We start from the raw sequence: 16,767 nt of genomic DNA on the forward strand, positions 1-16,767 counted from the left end.
TGGGGTGAGTACTCGTAGCCAACGCACCTGCAGCGCGAAGTATGACGGGTAAATTAAAGGTAGCGGCACAAATAGGATGTCGGCTCTGCCACCTGCAGATGAAATTCGCTGTGGCCCGGCACGTTAAACACGGAGCCCGCTTCATACCATTTCCACTCAGACTCACCTGGCAGCAGCACTTTCAGCGCGCCACTCACCACCGTCATCTCTTCCGGCTGTCCTGTACCGAAGGTGTACTCACCTTCAGCCATCACGCCAACGCTGGCACGGCCAATGGTTACGCTGTCGAAACCAATGGATTTTACTTTTCCGTCGAAATACTCACTTACGTTGAGCATGTTACTTCCTCACAGCACAATAGGGTGACAGGCAGATTACAAGGGAACTCGCTGATCTGTCACGCGAAAAAGCAGCGCAAATCACGAGTTGTGATCGGCCTCAGTCACAGGATCAATTCAGCCGCCAGCTTCGCCACCAGCACATTCGATAACAGGACCGGAATACCCAACATTTTCTGCAGGAAATCACGGTGCTTCTGGTGGTAGCCAATGCAGTCGAGCACCACCACATCAGCGCCCTGCTCTTGCAGCGATAAGCCCGCTTCAATCAGGTCATTCTGCTGCGCCAGATAGGGGCTGGCGACGGCAAAGCACGGCGCACTGTTCAGGTTACGCCACTTGCTGGCTTGCTCTGCAATCTGCTCTTCCACCGGTACCACAATACCGATCTTATGATCCTGCACAATGGCACTGACCAACGGCGGAATAATACGGTCCGGCTCCAGTAGCAGCGCCTTTTGCGTTTTCAGCGTGCCAAATTCACCGGTGCACAGCAGCAGGATGGTGTCGTAGCCCTGCTCTTCCAGCGCATTAATTTTACGCTGCAGTCCCTGCTCAACTTTCGGTCCCGAGAGGCGCACTTGCTCGCCGCTGGTCATCCGTGAGACCAGCACCTTCTCACCGGCATCCGGCGCATAGAACTGCTCCACTTCGGCCAGTGTCAGGCCATCCAGTAAGCCAGCGTGAGCGACCTGCTCTGCGGGCAGATGATCCTGTAGCAGCGGCAGAATGTCGCTACGCGGGGATTGACCAATCGTTAAGGTAACCAGGGACTGTTTCATACTTAGGCCTTCCGCGAGCGCAGGTGACTGAGACTACCATACAAAGATAGCAGCAACGCGTACTCTTGCTGATCATAGAACTGACAGGTTTCACGCCCGAACTCTTTCGCGACTTCCACGGCAAACTTCACCGTGGCAGCAATATCGACTTCGTGGCTGGCACCCGTACCACAACCCGGCACCACTGACTCGGCGCAGATCGCCACGCCCACCACCGGCACATCGGTCGCGGTTGAGGGTTGCAGGATGCTGTTGAGGTGATACACACCGTTGCCGTATGGCGTGATGTCTTGGATGGTGATCGGGAAGGTCACCGCAGGCTGGCCGCTGGTCATCTCCATAATGCGCAGCAGATCTTCTGACACGCGCAGGATGTAACCCTCTTTCACCGTCGGCGAAATCGCATAGCCTTTATGATTCAGGATGCGGTTACCTTTGGTGGTATCGATGGAGAGAATCGCGTCGACGCCATCGATCACTTCGTTATCGTTCATGGTGATGTCGTCGCAAGGCGAATCCATGAAGTCCACTGGCTCATGCGGGCGCGTTGGGGCATCCGGACAGATGTGCGTCGTGATGATCACGTCACCCGCCAACACATCCCCTTTGGTTTGCATCTGCGCCAGCTTAAGTGCACTACTCACTGCAGCCACGGCACCATCGGCATCTGAGACCATACCAATACGCGTTGGACGCGCACCGATGCCGCCCAAACGACCGACAATACCTAACGTCGGCGCTGTGCCACCTTTGCTCTTGCCCTGCGCACCGGGAATATCGATGCGCACGAAATCGGTACGCCCTTTTGGACCGGTGACGCGTTTGAAGCTGGCGGTCACGCCTGGATAGCCGGCAAAGAGATCCACCACCTGCTGGCCATCCACATAGGCGCTGTCGAGTAACTCAAAAACCTGCAGTGTCTGCTGTAAACTCATATTGAATTCCCTGGGTTATTTCTTGGTGCTACTGGCAAAAAGTGAATGGAAGAAGCTATACAGCGCGTCGCCCGCAATAAACCCTGCGGCCATCACCTCCATCGGTGAACGTCCACGCTCGCCCCATACGCGAATGATCAGGATACGCAGTGCGATCCCCACCATCACCGCCCAACCCGCAGCGGCGTTATTGATTAACAAACCGGTGGCCAGCAAGACGCCCAACTGACGTTTCGGCCCACCGATAAACTGGATGATGGCACCCGGAATCGCCCACATCAGCAAGCTTCCCGCAATGCCTGGTTCTGCACCGGCCTGAATGGTTTTCGCATAGACACGCGCCACTGGCGGCAACAGGTTTTCGGCGAAGAACAGGTTGTGCGCGTACCACACCACCGGGATACAGATCACGAACGCAATCATGGCGGCGATCAGCTGAATGCGACGCCCCCACAGCTCTTGCTGCATGTCCGCACCGTTGCCGCGCAGGATAAACCCGGCTTTCAGGTCGTAACCCATATCCGCAAAGGCCGGCCCGGTGGCGGCAGTGAAACCACACAGTAAGCACAGCGCCAGCGGCGGGAAACCAAGCAAAATACCGAGAATCAGCGTAATCAGTGCAACGGCAAAGGCCGGGAACCAACCGGAGTGCATCGCAGCGATACCGACAATCAGCTCATGCACAAAGGCAGCAAACGCCGCGTAAACGATAAACAGTACCAGCATCGGCAGACCCATCTGGCTCCACAACCCGCCCGCCAGCGCCAGCAGCGTTGAGATGACGATGTAACCCACGGTACCGAATCCGAGTGAACGCTTCACTTCGCTGTCGCTGCGGCTGACATTGAGCTGCTCGCTACGACGGCTGACAATCACCTGCACCACCTGGATCAGCGCCACCAAACCTGCGCCGACCATCATGCCGTGTGGGATATACAAGGCGTTGATATCGATACCCGCAACCGGTTGCGCATAAGCGCGTAACAGGAAACCAATACCGAGCATGCTCAGAGCCCAGATGTTGCCGATAAAGGCGGTGCCAAAAGCAGACATTGGGATTTTCAGCATAGAGCCGGCGATACCGCCCACAATACCGACCACCAGCAACCACGCCTGACGACCACCCTTGTCGCCCGCTTTAATCGCTTCCGCCGCGGCAACACCCGGTGGCCATGCATTACTGGCTGGGAACACGCGGGTATCAAACAGACGGTAAAGCAGATAAGCATCCAGCAGCATGGCCGCACTGACGCCAACAAACAGCGGCAGCACCAGCTGTGGCTCGCCCAACGCCCACGGCACTGCAATTGGCATTAACAGGCTGTTGGCGGCACCAAAGGTGGCTGAGGAGATAGCGGTTTGCGCCAGGTTCTGCACTTCGATCGAACGATAGCGACGGAACCATTGCAGAGGAATACGCGCCAGGAGCATGGCAAACAGCGCGCCGATAATAGAGGTATTGGGTGTCACCCCAATGGTGGTAATAAGTTGAACCCCGATGATGGCCCCCGCTACGGATAGCAGAACCAGCATTAAGCCCACGCCGAAACTTTTTATTGGATTATGTTGACGCATATTATCCCCGTATTTTCACCCTGTAGAAAACGCGAATACGTTTAATGCCCGTCACGCGGGACACTAACGTTTTTTATAAATCGTTCCCTGATTTTTGAAATAGGCAGGTCCGAAGACCTGCTATTTCCCTGGTGTGGCGCGAATAAACGCCTTTAAATCGAAAATAGTTAAGCGCCGTATTTTTCGGCCATCAAGGCAGCCGTTGTGCGCAGTTCGCTGAGCAGCGCTTCCGGATAACCCGGGGCCGCCTCTTGCGAAAGAAACGAGAGACAGAGCGCGGCACTTTCACCGCGATGTTTATTAGTGACCGCAACCGCTAACGAACTGATACCCGGCAGCGTCTCATTGCGCGCCAGTGCCCAGCCTTGCCGACGGATCACCGCTAATTCTTCACAGAGTGCATCAAGGTTGAGCGGAGAGTTCACCGAAGCGGCTTGCCAGTTATTGGCAAAACGCGCACGCACCTCTTCATCACTCAATTGCGCCAGCAGCACACGCCCGGTCGAGGTACCGGAAAGGGAAACGCGCGAGCCTGGCGGTGTCACTAACTGCGTGAAAAAACGACCGTGATACATGCGCATCACCAGTACATCATCACCATCCAACACCGAGATATATCCCATGCAGCCACTGCTGGCCGCGAGGCGTGCCATGGCGGCCGAAGCACTATCCACTAATGGTGTCGATAAGTAATGCCCAGCAACCGACAGCAGCACACGGCCAATCTGGAAGCAGCGACTCTCCGGATCACGCTCAAGCAATCCTTCACTTTCCATGGTCGCCAGCAGGCGAGAAACCGTACTTTTCGGCAAAGCCAGCGCCTCAACCACCTCGGTAAAGGTCAGGCCCGGATGGCCCTGCGTTACGCCAAAACGCTGGAACAGCTTAAGAACGGCGGCAGCATTTTCGAGTGTGGTCATGGCATTTGTTTCACTATGTGGAACTGAGTTCCTATATCAATACCCCGAAAGTAAATCGTGACGTTTGCAGGGTCAAGGGCAAATTTTGAACCGGCTAAAATAACGTCGATTTAACGCAGCATAAAATACGGCACACAAAGAAAATTAGGCGATGTTATCAGGCAGGATTTCACTATTTCAGCGTGGGATATAACTTTATGTCGGCTTATTAGGCTTTCTGTGGGAGTTAGAAATTAATATTTAATCACGGGGAGTCATTAATTGGCGTAAAGCTCGTAAGTTATGAATTCCGGCTGCTGTCTTTCACTTCAGTGCGGGCTCTGCCGCCACTACTGCCCCCTCTGGGCCGTCCTCGCGCCGCTAAAGCGGTACCTTCGACTTCCACGTCGTGCCGGACGGACCGTTCGCGGATGACCATCCATGGTCGGCCGCGAACTGCCCCACGCCTCCCCGCGTGGGGCTCCTGGCCCAACGTAAAAGTCTCAGCGCTGCGGATAACCCTGAGGGGGCAGCAGAGGCGTCATAGCCTCAGGCAATGTGCCCTTTTTGACAACGCGCACTGAAGCTGATGAGCTGGCTGGGGTCGCATCGGGGCTGGCATTCCGCAGCGCTGAGCTGAGCGAGTATGCCAGGAGAGCCCGCAGGACGCGGGCGAAAGGTGGCGCTGGAACATGGATGTTCCATCGGCACCGGTCCGTTAAGGCAGACGAGTGAAGTGAAGGTACCGCGTAGCGGCGCGAGGACCGCCGGCCCCGGTGCGGCTCCAGACGGCGTTAGCGTCAGTCGCTTAACTGACAAGCATTAGCCACTCCATGGCGTGCCTGTGGTCATTAATCTTTGTCAGCATCTTCATAACGCGCTTTGGCATCCTGAGCTTCGGCTTGCGTTTTATGTTCGCTGATTAATGAATCGGGTTTCGGATGGTCGGCACGCAACTCGTACCAGGTCACCGTGTTGCCTGCTGCGCCTTTTTCGACAACAACAATGCGCGCCTCTCGCGGATAGGGTGGTTTAGTTGGCATAGATTTCCCTCTAATGTCAGATTTCCACACGGACAGCGGCGATCCCCCTGTCTCTACTCAGTATAGACAATGGAGGATCACAGGAAAAAAGAGGGAGTTATCTGAAGGCGTTAGCTGGCGCGCGCGAGTGACAAAGATTGCAGAATCTGATCAACAACCTGATCGGGCGCCTGCATTGCGTTTACTTCATGGTGCGCGGTCTGGCGATAAAGATGTGCACGTTCACGTAGAATATCACTCATCTCTTCCGCAATCGGGCGGCCGGTGAGGGTCGGGCGCTGGCCCGCTTCGGGTTGACGCTCAAGACGCTCAGCAAGCACGGTGGAAGGCGCATTCAGCCAAATCACCTGACCATGCTCGCGCATATAGCGACGATTTGCCTCAGCCAGCACCATTCCGCCACCGGTGGCGATAACGGTACCCGGCGCTGTGACGGCATGCAGCGAGTCACTTTCACGTGCACGAAAGCTATCCCACCCTTCAGAGGCGACAATTTCCGCCACGGTGCGTTGCGTGGAGAGTTGCAGATGGTGATCGGTATCGCTAAAGGCATAGCCCAGCGCTTGCGACAACGCCTGGCCGATAGTGGTTTTACCGCAACCGCGTGCGCCGATCAGATAGATGGGTAATGACATCCGGGCTCATCCTCCGCCGTATTTCTGCCGCGCGGGCAAAGTCATCAGGTCAATATTGCGTCGCATGATACCTGGATTTTATTTTGTCAGCCACCCGCGAAGCACGAATTACGCGTGTTTACCGCCATCAATTTACTACCACATTGAAATTGTTAAGGAAAATGATGCGCGATCCGTGCATCTCCGGATTTGTAAGTCCAGGCAACATTTCCTTACCAGGCCGTTGATTTACTTTCTGTCACGTTGCCCACATATAAGGGGGTACGAATCATTGGAGGTTCACACCATGCAAAATGAAGAACAGCAGTTAATCGAAAATCTGTTCAGCCGACTGAAACAGGCTGAAAACCAGAGTGGACCGCGCGATGCCGGTGCCGAGCAATTGATCAAACAGCATTTACAGAGCCAGCCTGGCGCACCCTATTACATGTCGCAGGCCATTCTGATTCAGGAAGCCGCATTGAAAAAACTCAATGCGCAGGTGACGGATCTGGAAAACCGCTTGGCTCAGGCGCAACAGCAGCAAGCGCCGCAGCAGAGTAGCGGCGGTTTCTTGTCGAGCTTATTTGGTGGCGGTTCTCGTTCTGCTGCGCCACAACAGCAGCAGCAACCGGCGTGGAGCAGTGCACCACAGCAACCTCAGCAGCCATACGCTCAGCCACAGCAGCAATATGCCGCTCCGCCTGCGCGTGGGACAGGTTTCCTCGGTGGAGCCCTGCAAACTGCCGTTGGCGTGGCGGGGGGTGTGGTGATGGCGGATATGCTCACCAGCATGTTCCACCACTCTCAGCCGGAAGAAATTGTGAACATTATCAATGAGCCAGCGCTGCCACAGGTGGATAATAATCTCGATACCTTCAACGGTAACGACAGCAACAATGCCTTCCTGAATGACAACGCCAGCTGGGATAACAATAGCTTTGCGGATAATAACGACTTCAGTGATTTTGGCGGTGGCGATTACGACGACGATGACAGCTTTGTCTGATCAACGCTGACGTAGCCACTTATCCAGTTCATTCGCAAACAGTTGGCGGTCGCGTTGGTTTAATGCCGACGGGCCGCCGCTCTGCACGCCACTGGCGCGCATCGTTTCCATAAAATCACGCAGGGTTAAGCGCTGACGAATGGTATCCGGTGAGTAGCGTTCACCGCGCGGATTCAACGCCGCTGCGCCCTTCTCCAGCACTTCGGCCGCCAGTGGAATATCCCCGGTGATCACCAACTCACCCGGCTGCACGCGTTTCACAATTTCATTGTCCGCCACATCAAAACCCGCTGCGACCTGCAACGTCTTCAGCCAGGGCGATGGCGGCACGCGCAAAGGTTGATTCGCCACAAAAGTGATGGTGATGTTGGCGCGTTCTGCGGCCCGGTACAGCACTTCTTTGATGACGTTAGGGCAGGCATCGGCATCGACCCAAATTGACATGTCTTATCCTTTTTCTCAGGGAATTGCAGGCGATCTTGCCCTTCTACCGCAGAATGGCAAATGTTATTTACCTGGGTTGTTATTCCGCACGGCTGACGTAAGCTAACCGGCACGAGAAAATGAACCACTTAAAGGATAGAGCGATGCTGGAGAAGAAAATCGGGTTTATCGGCTGCGGCAATATGGCGAAAGCCATCATCAGCGGACTGGTTAACAGCGGGCTGATTGCCCCGGCTAATATCTGGGTGTTTGACCGGAAACCGGCCACAAACCAGGCAATGGCACAGCAATATGGCGTGACCGCCGCAGAGAGCGCGGAAAGCCTGGCGCGTGAGGCCGATATTCTGTTCGGCGCAGTCAAGCCTAATGTGATTCTCAAAGTCCTGAACGATCTCGCCAGCCTGTTAAAGAAAGATGTGCTGGTAGTGTCGATCGCCGCGGGCGTTACTCTGGATTCGCTGGCTGCCGTACTGGGCCACGATCGCAAGATCATCCGCGTGATGCCAAATACGCCGTCTTTGGTCAATGAAGGTATGACCTCGATAACGCCAAATGTGCTGGTGACATCGCAGGAAGTGGACGAAGTGGTGGGCATTTTTGAGAGCTTCGGCAAAGCTGCCGTGGTGAATGAATATCTGATTCACGCCGTAGTGGGCGTCAGCGGTTCTGCACCGGCCTACGTATTCATGTTTATTGAAGCTATGGCTGACGCAGCGGTGCTGGGCGGCATGCCACGCGCGCAAGCCTATCAGTTCGCGGCACAGGCGGTGAAAGGTTCTGCGCAGATGGTGCTGGAAACCGGCAAACACCCAGGCGAACTGAAAGACATGGTTTGCTCACCGGGCGGCACCACCATCGAAGCGGTAAAAGTGCTGGAAGAGCAAGGCTTCCGTGCGGCAGTGATCAACGCTATGCAGCAGTGCATGGCGAAGTCAGAGGCATTGAGCAAGCAATAATTCAATGAGGTGCGCATGAATGCGCACCTTACAAATGCAGTTTAGCCTTGACTGGCCTCGTACATTTCAATGCCTTGCGCCAGTGTCATTGGCTGTTGCATCGCTTCCACCAGTGATGCCGTCAGCGTATACATGCCCGCAGAGCACACCGCTGCAATGATTCCCTCGCGGCAATAGAAGGCGATAAAACGTTTCTCCTGTAATGATCCCAGCAAATGGTAGTCATCCCACTCTTGCGCATGCCCGAGATACTCGTAGCGCGTGCCGTAGTGTGCGGTCCAGAAGAAGGGCACGCGATCGAAAGCGATCTCTTTATCCAAGATATTCAGGGCGGCGATACGCCCCTGCTGTTGAGCTACGCGGTAGTGTTCAATGCGCTGCGGCCCTTGCGGCGTAGGGTAGGTAGCAATATCCCCAGCCACCCAAACATTGTCTGCGACGCGCAACTGATCATCAGCCAACAAGCTGCCGTCATCCTGAAGGCTGAGATCATGAATAAAGCCAGTCGCGGGATGCACACCGGTGGCGAATAACACCACATCTGCAGACACCGCTTTCCCGCCTTTCAACTGCACCGCACTCACACGCCCTTCACCACTCAGCGCTTTCGGCTCACCTTCAATAAATTTCACACCGTTACTCAGGTGGAGGTCGTAAAAATAACGCCCAATTTCTTCACCAAACGTCTTCGCGAAGGGCAACGAATGGCGGGCGATAACGGTGACATCGACATCCCGATTACGCAGCGCACCCGCCATCTCCATACCAATAAAACTATTGCCAATGATCACGGTGTGCTGTCCGTCATCCACTTCTTTCAACAATGCATCAGCCTGATTCAGCGAACGCAACACATGTACACCCTGCAACGCGTTACCAGGAACATTCAGCGGCTGAGGTGTCCCTCCACTGGCAATTAGCAGTTGATCAAAGTGAATTTTTTGCCCCTCTTCCAACAGCAGCGTATTTTTCTCCGTATTCAGTTCTGCCACATTGCCCTGAATACGATCCACTGTGCCCAACACGTCGGGTTTTAGCAGTTTGGGCACATCCTTGATCGCCATCTTACCCGAAGGCACAAACTTGCTCAGGGCTGTACGGTCATAAGGAGCGGAGGACTCTCGTTCCACTAACACAATACGCCCTTTGAAACCTTCATCCCGCAGCGTCCAGATAGCCGCGCTCCCTGCTGCCCCCGCGCCCAGAATCACACAGACCGGTGATTCACCCTGCGTTGTCGGTGCACTGGCTGGTGACATCGGTTGTGGGTTCACCAGCACTTTTCCCGCTTCGATACGTACCGGATAGCGCTTAAGATTGGCCAGCGCCAGTGGCTCACACATCTTGCCATCACCCAGTTGGAACGCCGCTTTGTGCCACGGGCACACTAATCTGTCCCCGCATATCGCTGCCTGCTCCAGCGGTGCGCCCGCATGTGGGCATTTTGCTTGCAACGCCTGCACCCGTTCCCCGTCGCGAACCAGGATGACATCGATATCGTTCACGGTGAATTTGGTCGGTTTACGCTGCGCAAGTGATTTGAGTTGCACGACAGATTGATAGCTCACCTTCAGCCTCCTGCGTTGTGATTGGATTGATGACTTTAAATCCCTACAAACAGTAAGCCTGGCAAACCGTGAGAATTTCGCTGGAAAAACAAAGCGTAACGGCGGACAAGCTGTTGTTTATCACACAGTTAGCCGAAAAAATAAGTGCTGCCTGGGGTAGAGAGGGTATTAATTCCATCGTCATTGCAAAAAAAGGGTTCATGCAAAACATGAACCCTATGAAGGTGTGCAAGGATGATTACGATTTTTTCAGGCAGGAACTCATATAAGTTTTACGCGCATCACCGCTGAGCTTTTTATCACCCGCTTCGGTGTTACAGGTTTTCATCTTCATTTGCTGCGGCGTCATACTGCCCATCTTGCTGTCTTTTTTCAGACAGTCGCTCATAAAGGATTTACGCGCATCCCCTTTTAAATCCTGAGAGGATGCATGCTGATTACACACCGTCATTTTATTTTGCTGCGCAGTTTTCTCTGCCGCACCTGCACTGCCCGCCAACAGCAGGCCTGCTGCCACCATTGCCAAAAGACACGATTTCATTGCCGGATTCTCCATAGAATTGTTGCCCATTAATCATGGCAGGAAATAAGCAAAGCAGAAAAAAAATATATTCGCCGTCAAAGGTCGCTTTTTTAACACGCCGGTGGTTTGTACCATCGTGCAGCACTTTATAGAGAGAAATTAAATAAAAGATTTATACGCGGGGATGGTTCAGCAATTTTTCAACGTAATTGCGCAGCAGAGTGGTATCGGGCGTTTCTGCCGCGGGGGCAACAGGTGGCATCGCGCTGGCAATGCCGGCTGCAATCTCCTGAAACTGTTCAGGCTCCAGCTTGCGCAACATCGCTGTCAGCACAATTTCTAATGCCTCAACCTGGACCACTAATTCTTTAGACTCTTCTTCTTTTTCAGCCAGCTTCAGCAGAAGTTCCGCGATCAGGTTTTTCATGCGACGGGCTCAATAAGAGATGGAAAACAGACGTTAGCACTGAGGCGTTTAAAACAACAGGGATTTTTCAGTGTTTGAGGAAAATAAACAATAAGCGCAGCGCAATAAAAGAAACGTAATTTCAATATGTAACGGCGAAACGTTTCTCTCAACAAATAACGTGTTTTAGAAACGTTTCGCGCGCCTCAATACATTAACGGTCGGCGCTAATGATTAAGGCCCCATAAAGCCACGGCCCGGTCCACCAGGACCGCCACCGCCGCCCCAGCCACCACCGTGACCGCCACCGCCACCCGGTGGTGGGAAGATACAACCGCTCAGCGCGGTCACCAATGCCACAACGGCAGCGAGTTTAACAATACGGACCATAATTACCTCAGGATGGTGAAATCGGGCTGAGTGTATGAGGCCGTAGTGCCAGCGACAATACAGAATTCTCCGCAACCTCGCGCTATTCATCCCTGCTCACCATGCTTAACAATTTACTGGCACTACACCGGCAAAAAACCCACACAGGCCATCTGAGAATGAACAAAAATTCATCCATCGATCTCGGCGAGGCACTTTACAGTGGCCGTAAAATCGCGCAATGTGAGCGCATTACAATTAATGAGATCTTGCCATGACCCTACCAACACACGCCTTAAGTGATATTCTCGCCCGCCGCGACTGGGAAAACCCGGTGGTAACCAGCCTGAACAGACTGGATGCGCACCCGCCGTTTGCCAGCTGGCGCGACGAAATCAGCGCACGCGACGATGCCCCTTCACCCTCGCGCCAGTTGCTTAATGGTCAGTGGACCTTCAGCTACTTCAGCCAGCCAGAAGCGGTGCCGCAAAGTTGGCTGCTGCAAGACTTAGCGGGATCACATTCGTTACCGGTGCCCGCCAACTGGCAACTGCATGGCTATGACGCGCCGATTTATACCAATGTGCAGTATCCCATCCCGGTGAATCCACCTTTTGTCCCGCAAGAGAATCCTACTGGATGTTATTCGCTCACATTTAAAGTCGACGATAACTGGATCGCTCAGGGCCAGACTCGCATCATCTTTGATGGCGTGAACTCCGCGTTCTTTGTGTGGTGCAACGGTCAATGGATTGGCTATTCACAAGATAGCCGGCTGCCAGCCGAATTTGATTTGAGCCAGTCACTGCAAGCCGGTCAGAACCGCCTGGCAGTGATGGTGCTGCGCTGGAGTGATGGCAGCTATTTAGAAGATCAGGATATGTGGCGCATGAGCGGCATATTCCGTGATGTGACATTACTGCACAAACCCGAAACACAGCTGGCTGATGTGCAAATCGAAACCGCGCTGAGCCCAGAATATATTTGCGGCGATCTGCGTGTCAGCGTGAAGATCAACGCGGGCACACGTCCGCTGTCACAGTGCCGCCTGCGCGTGACGCTGTGGCAAGGTGAAAACTGTATCGGCAGTCAGCAGCAGGCACCGGGCAGCGCCATCATTGACGAACGTGGGCACTATCCGGAACGCACGCTGCTGGTGGTGCCGGTACATAACCCCCAATTGTGGAGCGCCGAGACACCGCACCTCTACCGTGTCGTTGTGTCTTTGCTGGATGACCATGACAACCTGATTGAAGCCGAAGCCTATGATGTCGGGTTCCGTCGCGTCAGCATTGAGAACGGGCAACTGTGCGTCAATGGCAAAGCGCTGCTGATCCGTGGTGTGAACCGCCATGAGCACCACCCGGAAAACGGTCAGGTGGTGGATGAAGCCAGCATGCGCCGCGACATTGAGCTGATGAAGCGCCATAACTTCAATGCAGTGCGCTGTGCGCACTACCCTAATCATCCTCTTTGGTATCGACTGTGCGACCAATACGGCTTGTATGTAGTGGACGAAGCGAATATCGAAACCCATGGCATGCAGCCGATGAACCGCCTGTCGTCAGACCCACGTTGGTTTGCGGCCTACAGCGAACGCGTAACGCGCATGGTGCAGCGCGATCGCAATCACGCCTGCATTATCATCTGGTCACTCGGCAATGAATCCGGCCATGGCAGCACGCACGATGCGCTCTATCAGTGGGTGAAAAGCAGCGATCCTACGCGCCCCGTTCAGTACGAAGGCGGCGGGGCCGATACGGCCGCTACGGATATTGTCTGCCCGATGTATGCACGCGTCGATCAGGATCAACCCTTCCCCGCCGTACCAAAATGGTCACTAAAAAAATGGATTGGCCTGCCGGGGGAAACTCGCCCGCTGATCCTGTGTGAGTACGCACACGCCATGGGCAATAGCTTCGGCGGCTTCGCCAAATACTGGCAGGCCTTCCGCCAGTTCCCGCGCTTACAGGGTGGCTTCGTCTGGGATTGGGTGGATCAAAGCCTGACGCGCCATGATGATCAAGGTCAGCCGTGGCAGGCTTACGGTGGCGATTTTGGCGATACGCCTAACGATCGCCAATTCTGCATGAACGGGTTAGTGTTTGCCGATCGCTCGCCACATCCGGCGCTGTTTGAAGCGCAGCGGGCGCAGCAGTTCTTCCAGTTTCAGCGTGATGCTCGCTCCCCTTTCCGCTTCACTGTCAGCAGCGAGTATCTGTTCCGTCACACAGATAACGAGGTACTGCGCTGGTCGATTGAGCAAGATGGCGTGGTTATCGATAGCGGTGAAGTGACCTTAGCGCTGGAATCTCAGGGCACCCAACACATCAGTGTGCCCACAACAGAGGGTTTACAGGGCAACGCCTGGCTTAACCTGGCAGTACATCAAATTGCCGCTACCCCGTGGTCTGAGGCCGATGCACGCGTGGCGTGGGATCAGTGGCCACTGCCCGCTGCCCTGGCGACACGTCGCGTGGAAACCAGCGCCACCGCACCAGAATTGATTGCCAATCACGATCTGGTTGCCGTGGTCGTGTCGCAGCAGCGCTGGCACTTCTCGCGTCGCACCGGAGAGTTGATGCAGTGGTGGGTGAATGATGAAGAAACCATGCAGACCCCCTTGCAGGAGTGTTTTATCCGCGCCCCTATTGATAATGATATCGGCACCAGTGAAGCGGCGAATGTCGATCCCAATGCGTGGGTCGAACGCTGGAAGCGTGCGGGATATGACCAGTTGGAAGCGGAGCTGGTGGATATGCAAATCGATAGCCTGAAACACAGCGTACTGATTGAAACCTGGCACCAATGGCACGCCAACGGCCAACTGATTTTCACCAGCCACAAGCGCTATCAGATCAACGGTGAAGGTGAGCTGTCGGTGAGCATCGACGTAGAACAGGCACCCGGTTTGCCAGCGCCAGCACGTATTGGTTTGCGCTGTCAGTTAAGCCACAGGCCTCAGCAAGTCAGTTGGCTGGGACTGGGTCCAGATGAAAACTACCCGGACCGCCAGCTGGCTGCGCAGTTCTCGCGCTGGCAGCAGCCGCTCGCGTCAATGAGTACCGCGTATGTCTTCCCAGGAGAAAATGGATTGCGTTGCGGCACGCGCCAGCTTGATACCGGAAGCTGGCAGGCCAGCGGGGATTTCGCCTTCTCGCTTGGCTACCATAGCCTTGAGCAATTGCGTGAGACCTCGCATCGCCACCTGTTGCAGTCCGAAGCGGGCTGTTGGCTACACCTGGATGGCTTCCATATGGGCGTCGGTGGCGATGACTCATGGAGCCCCAGCGTCAGCCCGGAGTTTTTGCTTTCCCAGCAGCGCTGGCATTACGCGTTGACGTTGCGTCAGTCGCGGGCTTAGCCGCCTGAACACGCGGGTTCACCGGTTGTTCCAGCGTGGTTTTTGGCCGACGATAGAAGCGACGCAGTAGCAGTACATTGAGCAATACCACCACGGCGGTGGCGAAGAACACCCAGCGGTAACCGGTGGCGGCAGACACCGCTGCACCCAGCAGCGGTCCTGCCACGTTACCCAGATACATAAATGACTGGTTGTAACCGAAGATACGGCCGGTCACGTTATCGCGCGAGTGACGTACCAGCAAAGTCTGCACCGCAGGCATCATGGCACCGTCGGCAAAGCCCAGCAGAAAACGCAGCACACCTAACTGGGTAGCACTGGTAACAAACGACATGCACATCAGGAGCACCAGTGAAAACAGCATGGTGCCTATCAGAATACGCTGCGTGCCGATGCGATCGCCCAGTTTACCCAAGCGCGGCGCAGAGATCAGCGCCGAGACGCCCGGCAACGCCGCAATCACGCCACTGAGAAACGCGAGGTTTTGCGCATCCGGTGCTAACTCACGCACGAACAGGGTCAAAATCGGGTTCACTGAGCCGTTACACATCTGGATCACCATGGTGGTGACGAACAGACAGATCATCAGGCGTGGATTGTCGAGGCTGCGAAATACCTCCCGACCACTCATTTTGTCCTGTTTGCTTACTGGCGTGTAGCCAGTCTCTTTAATCAGGAACAGCGTGACCAGGAAACTCACCATCAACAATACGGCAGTGACGATAAACACCATACGCAGGCCAAGCCAGTCCGCCAGCAGTCCGCCAATCATCGGCCCGAGGATCACACCGCCAATCTGCCCGGTTGAAACACAGCTGAGCGCCCAGCCGCTGCGTTCGCGCGGAACCTGCGCCGCCACCAGCGCCATCGCGTTGGGAATGTAGCCAGAGGTGAGCCCCATCAGCGCACGCAGCAACAGTAGCTGCCACGCTTGCGTCACGAATGCCTGCAGCAGAATAACGGCTCCCATACCAAACGAGGCGCGCAGCAGCATCAACTTGCGGCCCTTACGGTCAGCCAGACTTCCCCATAGCGGCGCAACGGCAGCAGAAACGATGAAGGTAATACTGAAAGTCAGACCCGACCAGATGCTCAGCGCATTACCGCCATGAATGCCGAGTTCCTCAACATACAGCGGCAGGAAGGGGATAATCTGACTGATGGCCAATCCGGTAAAAAAACAGCCAAACCAGACAGATATCAGGTTGACCTTCCAGGACTCGATGGAGCGTAGCATGGGCGTGTACGTCAGAAAAAATGAAATGAGGGTTCAGTCTAACAACCTCATAACATTGCTGGACGGCAAAACATGGCATGGGGGTAAAAACGCAGTTTTCCGCTGCCGGGCGTGATTCTGCTCACAGCAAATAGTGTAAGGGGCACGATTTGTAGTGTCTTTATGTGCTGAAACAAACAACTCAGCAAGATAAGCGCATCGCGACGCCGGGCAAACATGAAAAAATATGTCTACTCGTTACTGACAAGATTCGACACCGCATCTATGTTTAAAAAATCACCGGCCTTCGCTGGCGAGGCGCTGCCCGTTCTGGACAGTTCCCATGCTTAACCAAAATATCCCAATGCTGCCTGATCAGGTGGCGGGCATTGTTGTCTCTGCGGAGGTCAGCCATGAGAACGCATCCTAATAGCGCCGGTCGGGCGATTACCGACTACTTCAATACACCCGCCTGGCATGCACCGCACGAAAGCGATCTGCTGGCGGCGATCATGCGTGAACTGATGGATGACGGCCAACCCGCGACCAGCAAGGCGATTATTACCCGTGTGATAGCCAAACTGGAGTTCGAAGGGGATGAGCAGCGGTTGCAAAGCTATCGCAATCTGCTGGCGCAGTTGCTAGAGTCTGGTCAGAAGAAATAGCACGCCATCGATGCAAAATACGCGATTTTCGTAGGGTGCGCATTCATGCGCACCGCCACGT

The 16,767-nt window shown here is 54.8% G+C and carries 17 protein-coding genes; 4 read left to right on the forward strand and 13 right to left on the reverse strand.

The window, feature by feature from the left end; translation table 11 throughout:
• Positions 1 to 53: 53 nt before the first annotated feature.
• From ppnP to aroL, 7 genes are all read right to left on the reverse strand, one after another.
• The gene (gene ppnP / locus LK04_RS14245; RefSeq protein ID WP_021185889.1) at positions 54 to 338 is read right to left on the reverse strand and encodes a pyrimidine/purine nucleoside phosphorylase; all 285 of its coding nucleotides are present in this window, start codon (positions 336 to 338) and stop codon (positions 54 to 56) included.
• 104 nt (positions 339 to 442) lie between these two features.
• Positions 443 to 1,120, reverse strand: coding sequence for an AroM family protein (locus LK04_RS14250; protein WP_039334297.1), 678 nt, complete (start codon positions 1,118 to 1,120; stop codon positions 443 to 445).
• A gap of 2 nt (positions 1,121 to 1,122) precedes the next feature.
• Positions 1,123 to 2,055 (reverse strand): DUF1177 domain-containing protein, encoded by a 933-nt coding sequence (locus tag LK04_RS14255; RefSeq protein ID WP_039334299.1) that lies wholly within the window; start codon positions 2,053 to 2,055, stop codon positions 1,123 to 1,125.
• Positions 2,056 to 2,070: 15 nt separating this feature from the next.
• On the reverse strand, positions 2,071 to 3,630 hold the full coding sequence (locus LK04_RS14260) for an OPT/YSL family transporter (RefSeq protein ID WP_039334302.1): 1,560 nt from the start codon (positions 3,628 to 3,630) through the stop codon (positions 2,071 to 2,073).
• A gap of 167 nt (positions 3,631 to 3,797) precedes the next feature.
• Positions 3,798 to 4,550 (reverse strand): IclR family transcriptional regulator, encoded by a 753-nt coding sequence (locus tag LK04_RS14265; protein WP_039334303.1) that lies wholly within the window; start codon positions 4,548 to 4,550, stop codon positions 3,798 to 3,800.
• 830 nt (positions 4,551 to 5,380) lie between these two features.
• The gene (locus LK04_RS14270; RefSeq protein ID WP_039336029.1) at positions 5,381 to 5,572 is read right to left on the reverse strand and encodes a YaiA family protein; all 192 of its coding nucleotides are present in this window, start codon (positions 5,570 to 5,572) and stop codon (positions 5,381 to 5,383) included.
• A 110-nt stretch (positions 5,573 to 5,682) separates the two neighbouring features.
• Positions 5,683 to 6,207 carry a shikimate kinase AroL gene (gene aroL / locus LK04_RS14275; RefSeq protein ID WP_039336027.1) on the reverse strand — a complete coding sequence of 175 codons (525 nt, stop codon included), beginning with the start codon at positions 6,205 to 6,207 and terminating at the stop codon, positions 5,683 to 5,685.
• A gap of 286 nt (positions 6,208 to 6,493) precedes the next feature.
• Here aroL and LK04_RS14280 point away from each other — a divergent pair, with 286 nt between their 5' ends.
• On the forward strand, positions 6,494 to 7,195 hold the full coding sequence (locus LK04_RS14280) for a DUF2076 domain-containing protein (RefSeq protein ID WP_039336025.1): 702 nt from the start codon (positions 6,494 to 6,496) through the stop codon (positions 7,193 to 7,195).
• Here the strand turns inward: LK04_RS14280 and LK04_RS14285 are convergent, their stop codons facing one another.
• A complete protein-coding gene (locus LK04_RS14285; RefSeq protein WP_039336023.1) occupies positions 7,196 to 7,639 on the reverse strand; it encodes a YaiI/YqxD family protein in 444 nt (147 codons plus the stop codon). It abuts the gene before it with no gap.
• Between the two features lie 143 nt (positions 7,640 to 7,782).
• Between LK04_RS14285 and proC the strand changes: the two genes are divergently transcribed.
• Positions 7,783 to 8,595 (forward strand): pyrroline-5-carboxylate reductase, encoded by an 813-nt coding sequence (gene proC, locus LK04_RS14290; RefSeq protein ID WP_039336021.1) that lies wholly within the window; start codon positions 7,783 to 7,785, stop codon positions 8,593 to 8,595.
• A gap of 41 nt (positions 8,596 to 8,636) precedes the next feature.
• On the opposite strand, the gene LK04_RS14295 is transcribed toward proC, so the two are convergent.
• The 4 genes from LK04_RS14295 to LK04_RS20785 form a co-directional block, all read right to left on the reverse strand.
• Positions 8,637 to 10,163 (reverse strand): FAD-dependent oxidoreductase, encoded by a 1,527-nt coding sequence (locus LK04_RS14295; RefSeq protein ID WP_039336019.1) that lies wholly within the window; start codon positions 10,161 to 10,163, stop codon positions 8,637 to 8,639.
• 238 nt (positions 10,164 to 10,401) lie between these two features.
• The gene (locus tag LK04_RS14305) at positions 10,402 to 10,704 is read right to left on the reverse strand and encodes a PsiF family protein (RefSeq protein ID WP_039336014.1); all 303 of its coding nucleotides are present in this window, start codon (positions 10,702 to 10,704) and stop codon (positions 10,402 to 10,404) included.
• A gap of 154 nt (positions 10,705 to 10,858) precedes the next feature.
• Positions 10,859 to 11,113 carry an anti-adapter protein IraP gene (gene iraP, locus LK04_RS14310; protein WP_039336012.1) on the reverse strand — a complete coding sequence of 85 codons (255 nt, stop codon included), beginning with the start codon at positions 11,111 to 11,113 and terminating at the stop codon, positions 10,859 to 10,861.
• A gap of 213 nt (positions 11,114 to 11,326) precedes the next feature.
• On the reverse strand, positions 11,327 to 11,482 hold the full coding sequence (locus tag LK04_RS20785) for a hypothetical protein (RefSeq protein ID WP_167347695.1): 156 nt from the start codon (positions 11,480 to 11,482) through the stop codon (positions 11,327 to 11,329).
• A 253-nt stretch (positions 11,483 to 11,735) separates the two neighbouring features.
• Between LK04_RS20785 and LK04_RS14315 the strand changes: the two genes are divergently transcribed.
• On the forward strand, positions 11,736 to 14,825 hold the full coding sequence (locus tag LK04_RS14315; RefSeq protein ID WP_039336010.1) for a beta-galactosidase: 3,090 nt from the start codon (positions 11,736 to 11,738) through the stop codon (positions 14,823 to 14,825).
• Here the strand turns inward: LK04_RS14315 and LK04_RS14320 are convergent.
• Positions 14,755 to 16,062, reverse strand: coding sequence for a multidrug efflux MFS transporter (locus LK04_RS14320; protein WP_039336008.1), 1,308 nt, complete (start codon positions 16,060 to 16,062; stop codon positions 14,755 to 14,757). The two genes, LK04_RS14315 and LK04_RS14320, sit on opposite strands and share 71 nt — an antisense overlap.
• 392 nt (positions 16,063 to 16,454) lie before the next feature.
• On the opposite strand from LK04_RS14320, the gene LK04_RS14325 reads away from it, so the two are divergent.
• Positions 16,455 to 16,706, forward strand: coding sequence for a biofilm development regulator YmgB/AriR family protein (locus LK04_RS14325; protein ID WP_039336006.1), 252 nt, complete (start codon positions 16,455 to 16,457; stop codon positions 16,704 to 16,706).
• Positions 16,707 to 16,767: the final 61 nt, after the last annotated feature.

The organism is Pantoea vagans, from assembly GCF_001506165.1.
GTDB lineage: Bacteria > Pseudomonadota > Gammaproteobacteria > Enterobacterales > Enterobacteriaceae > Pantoea > Pantoea vagans_C.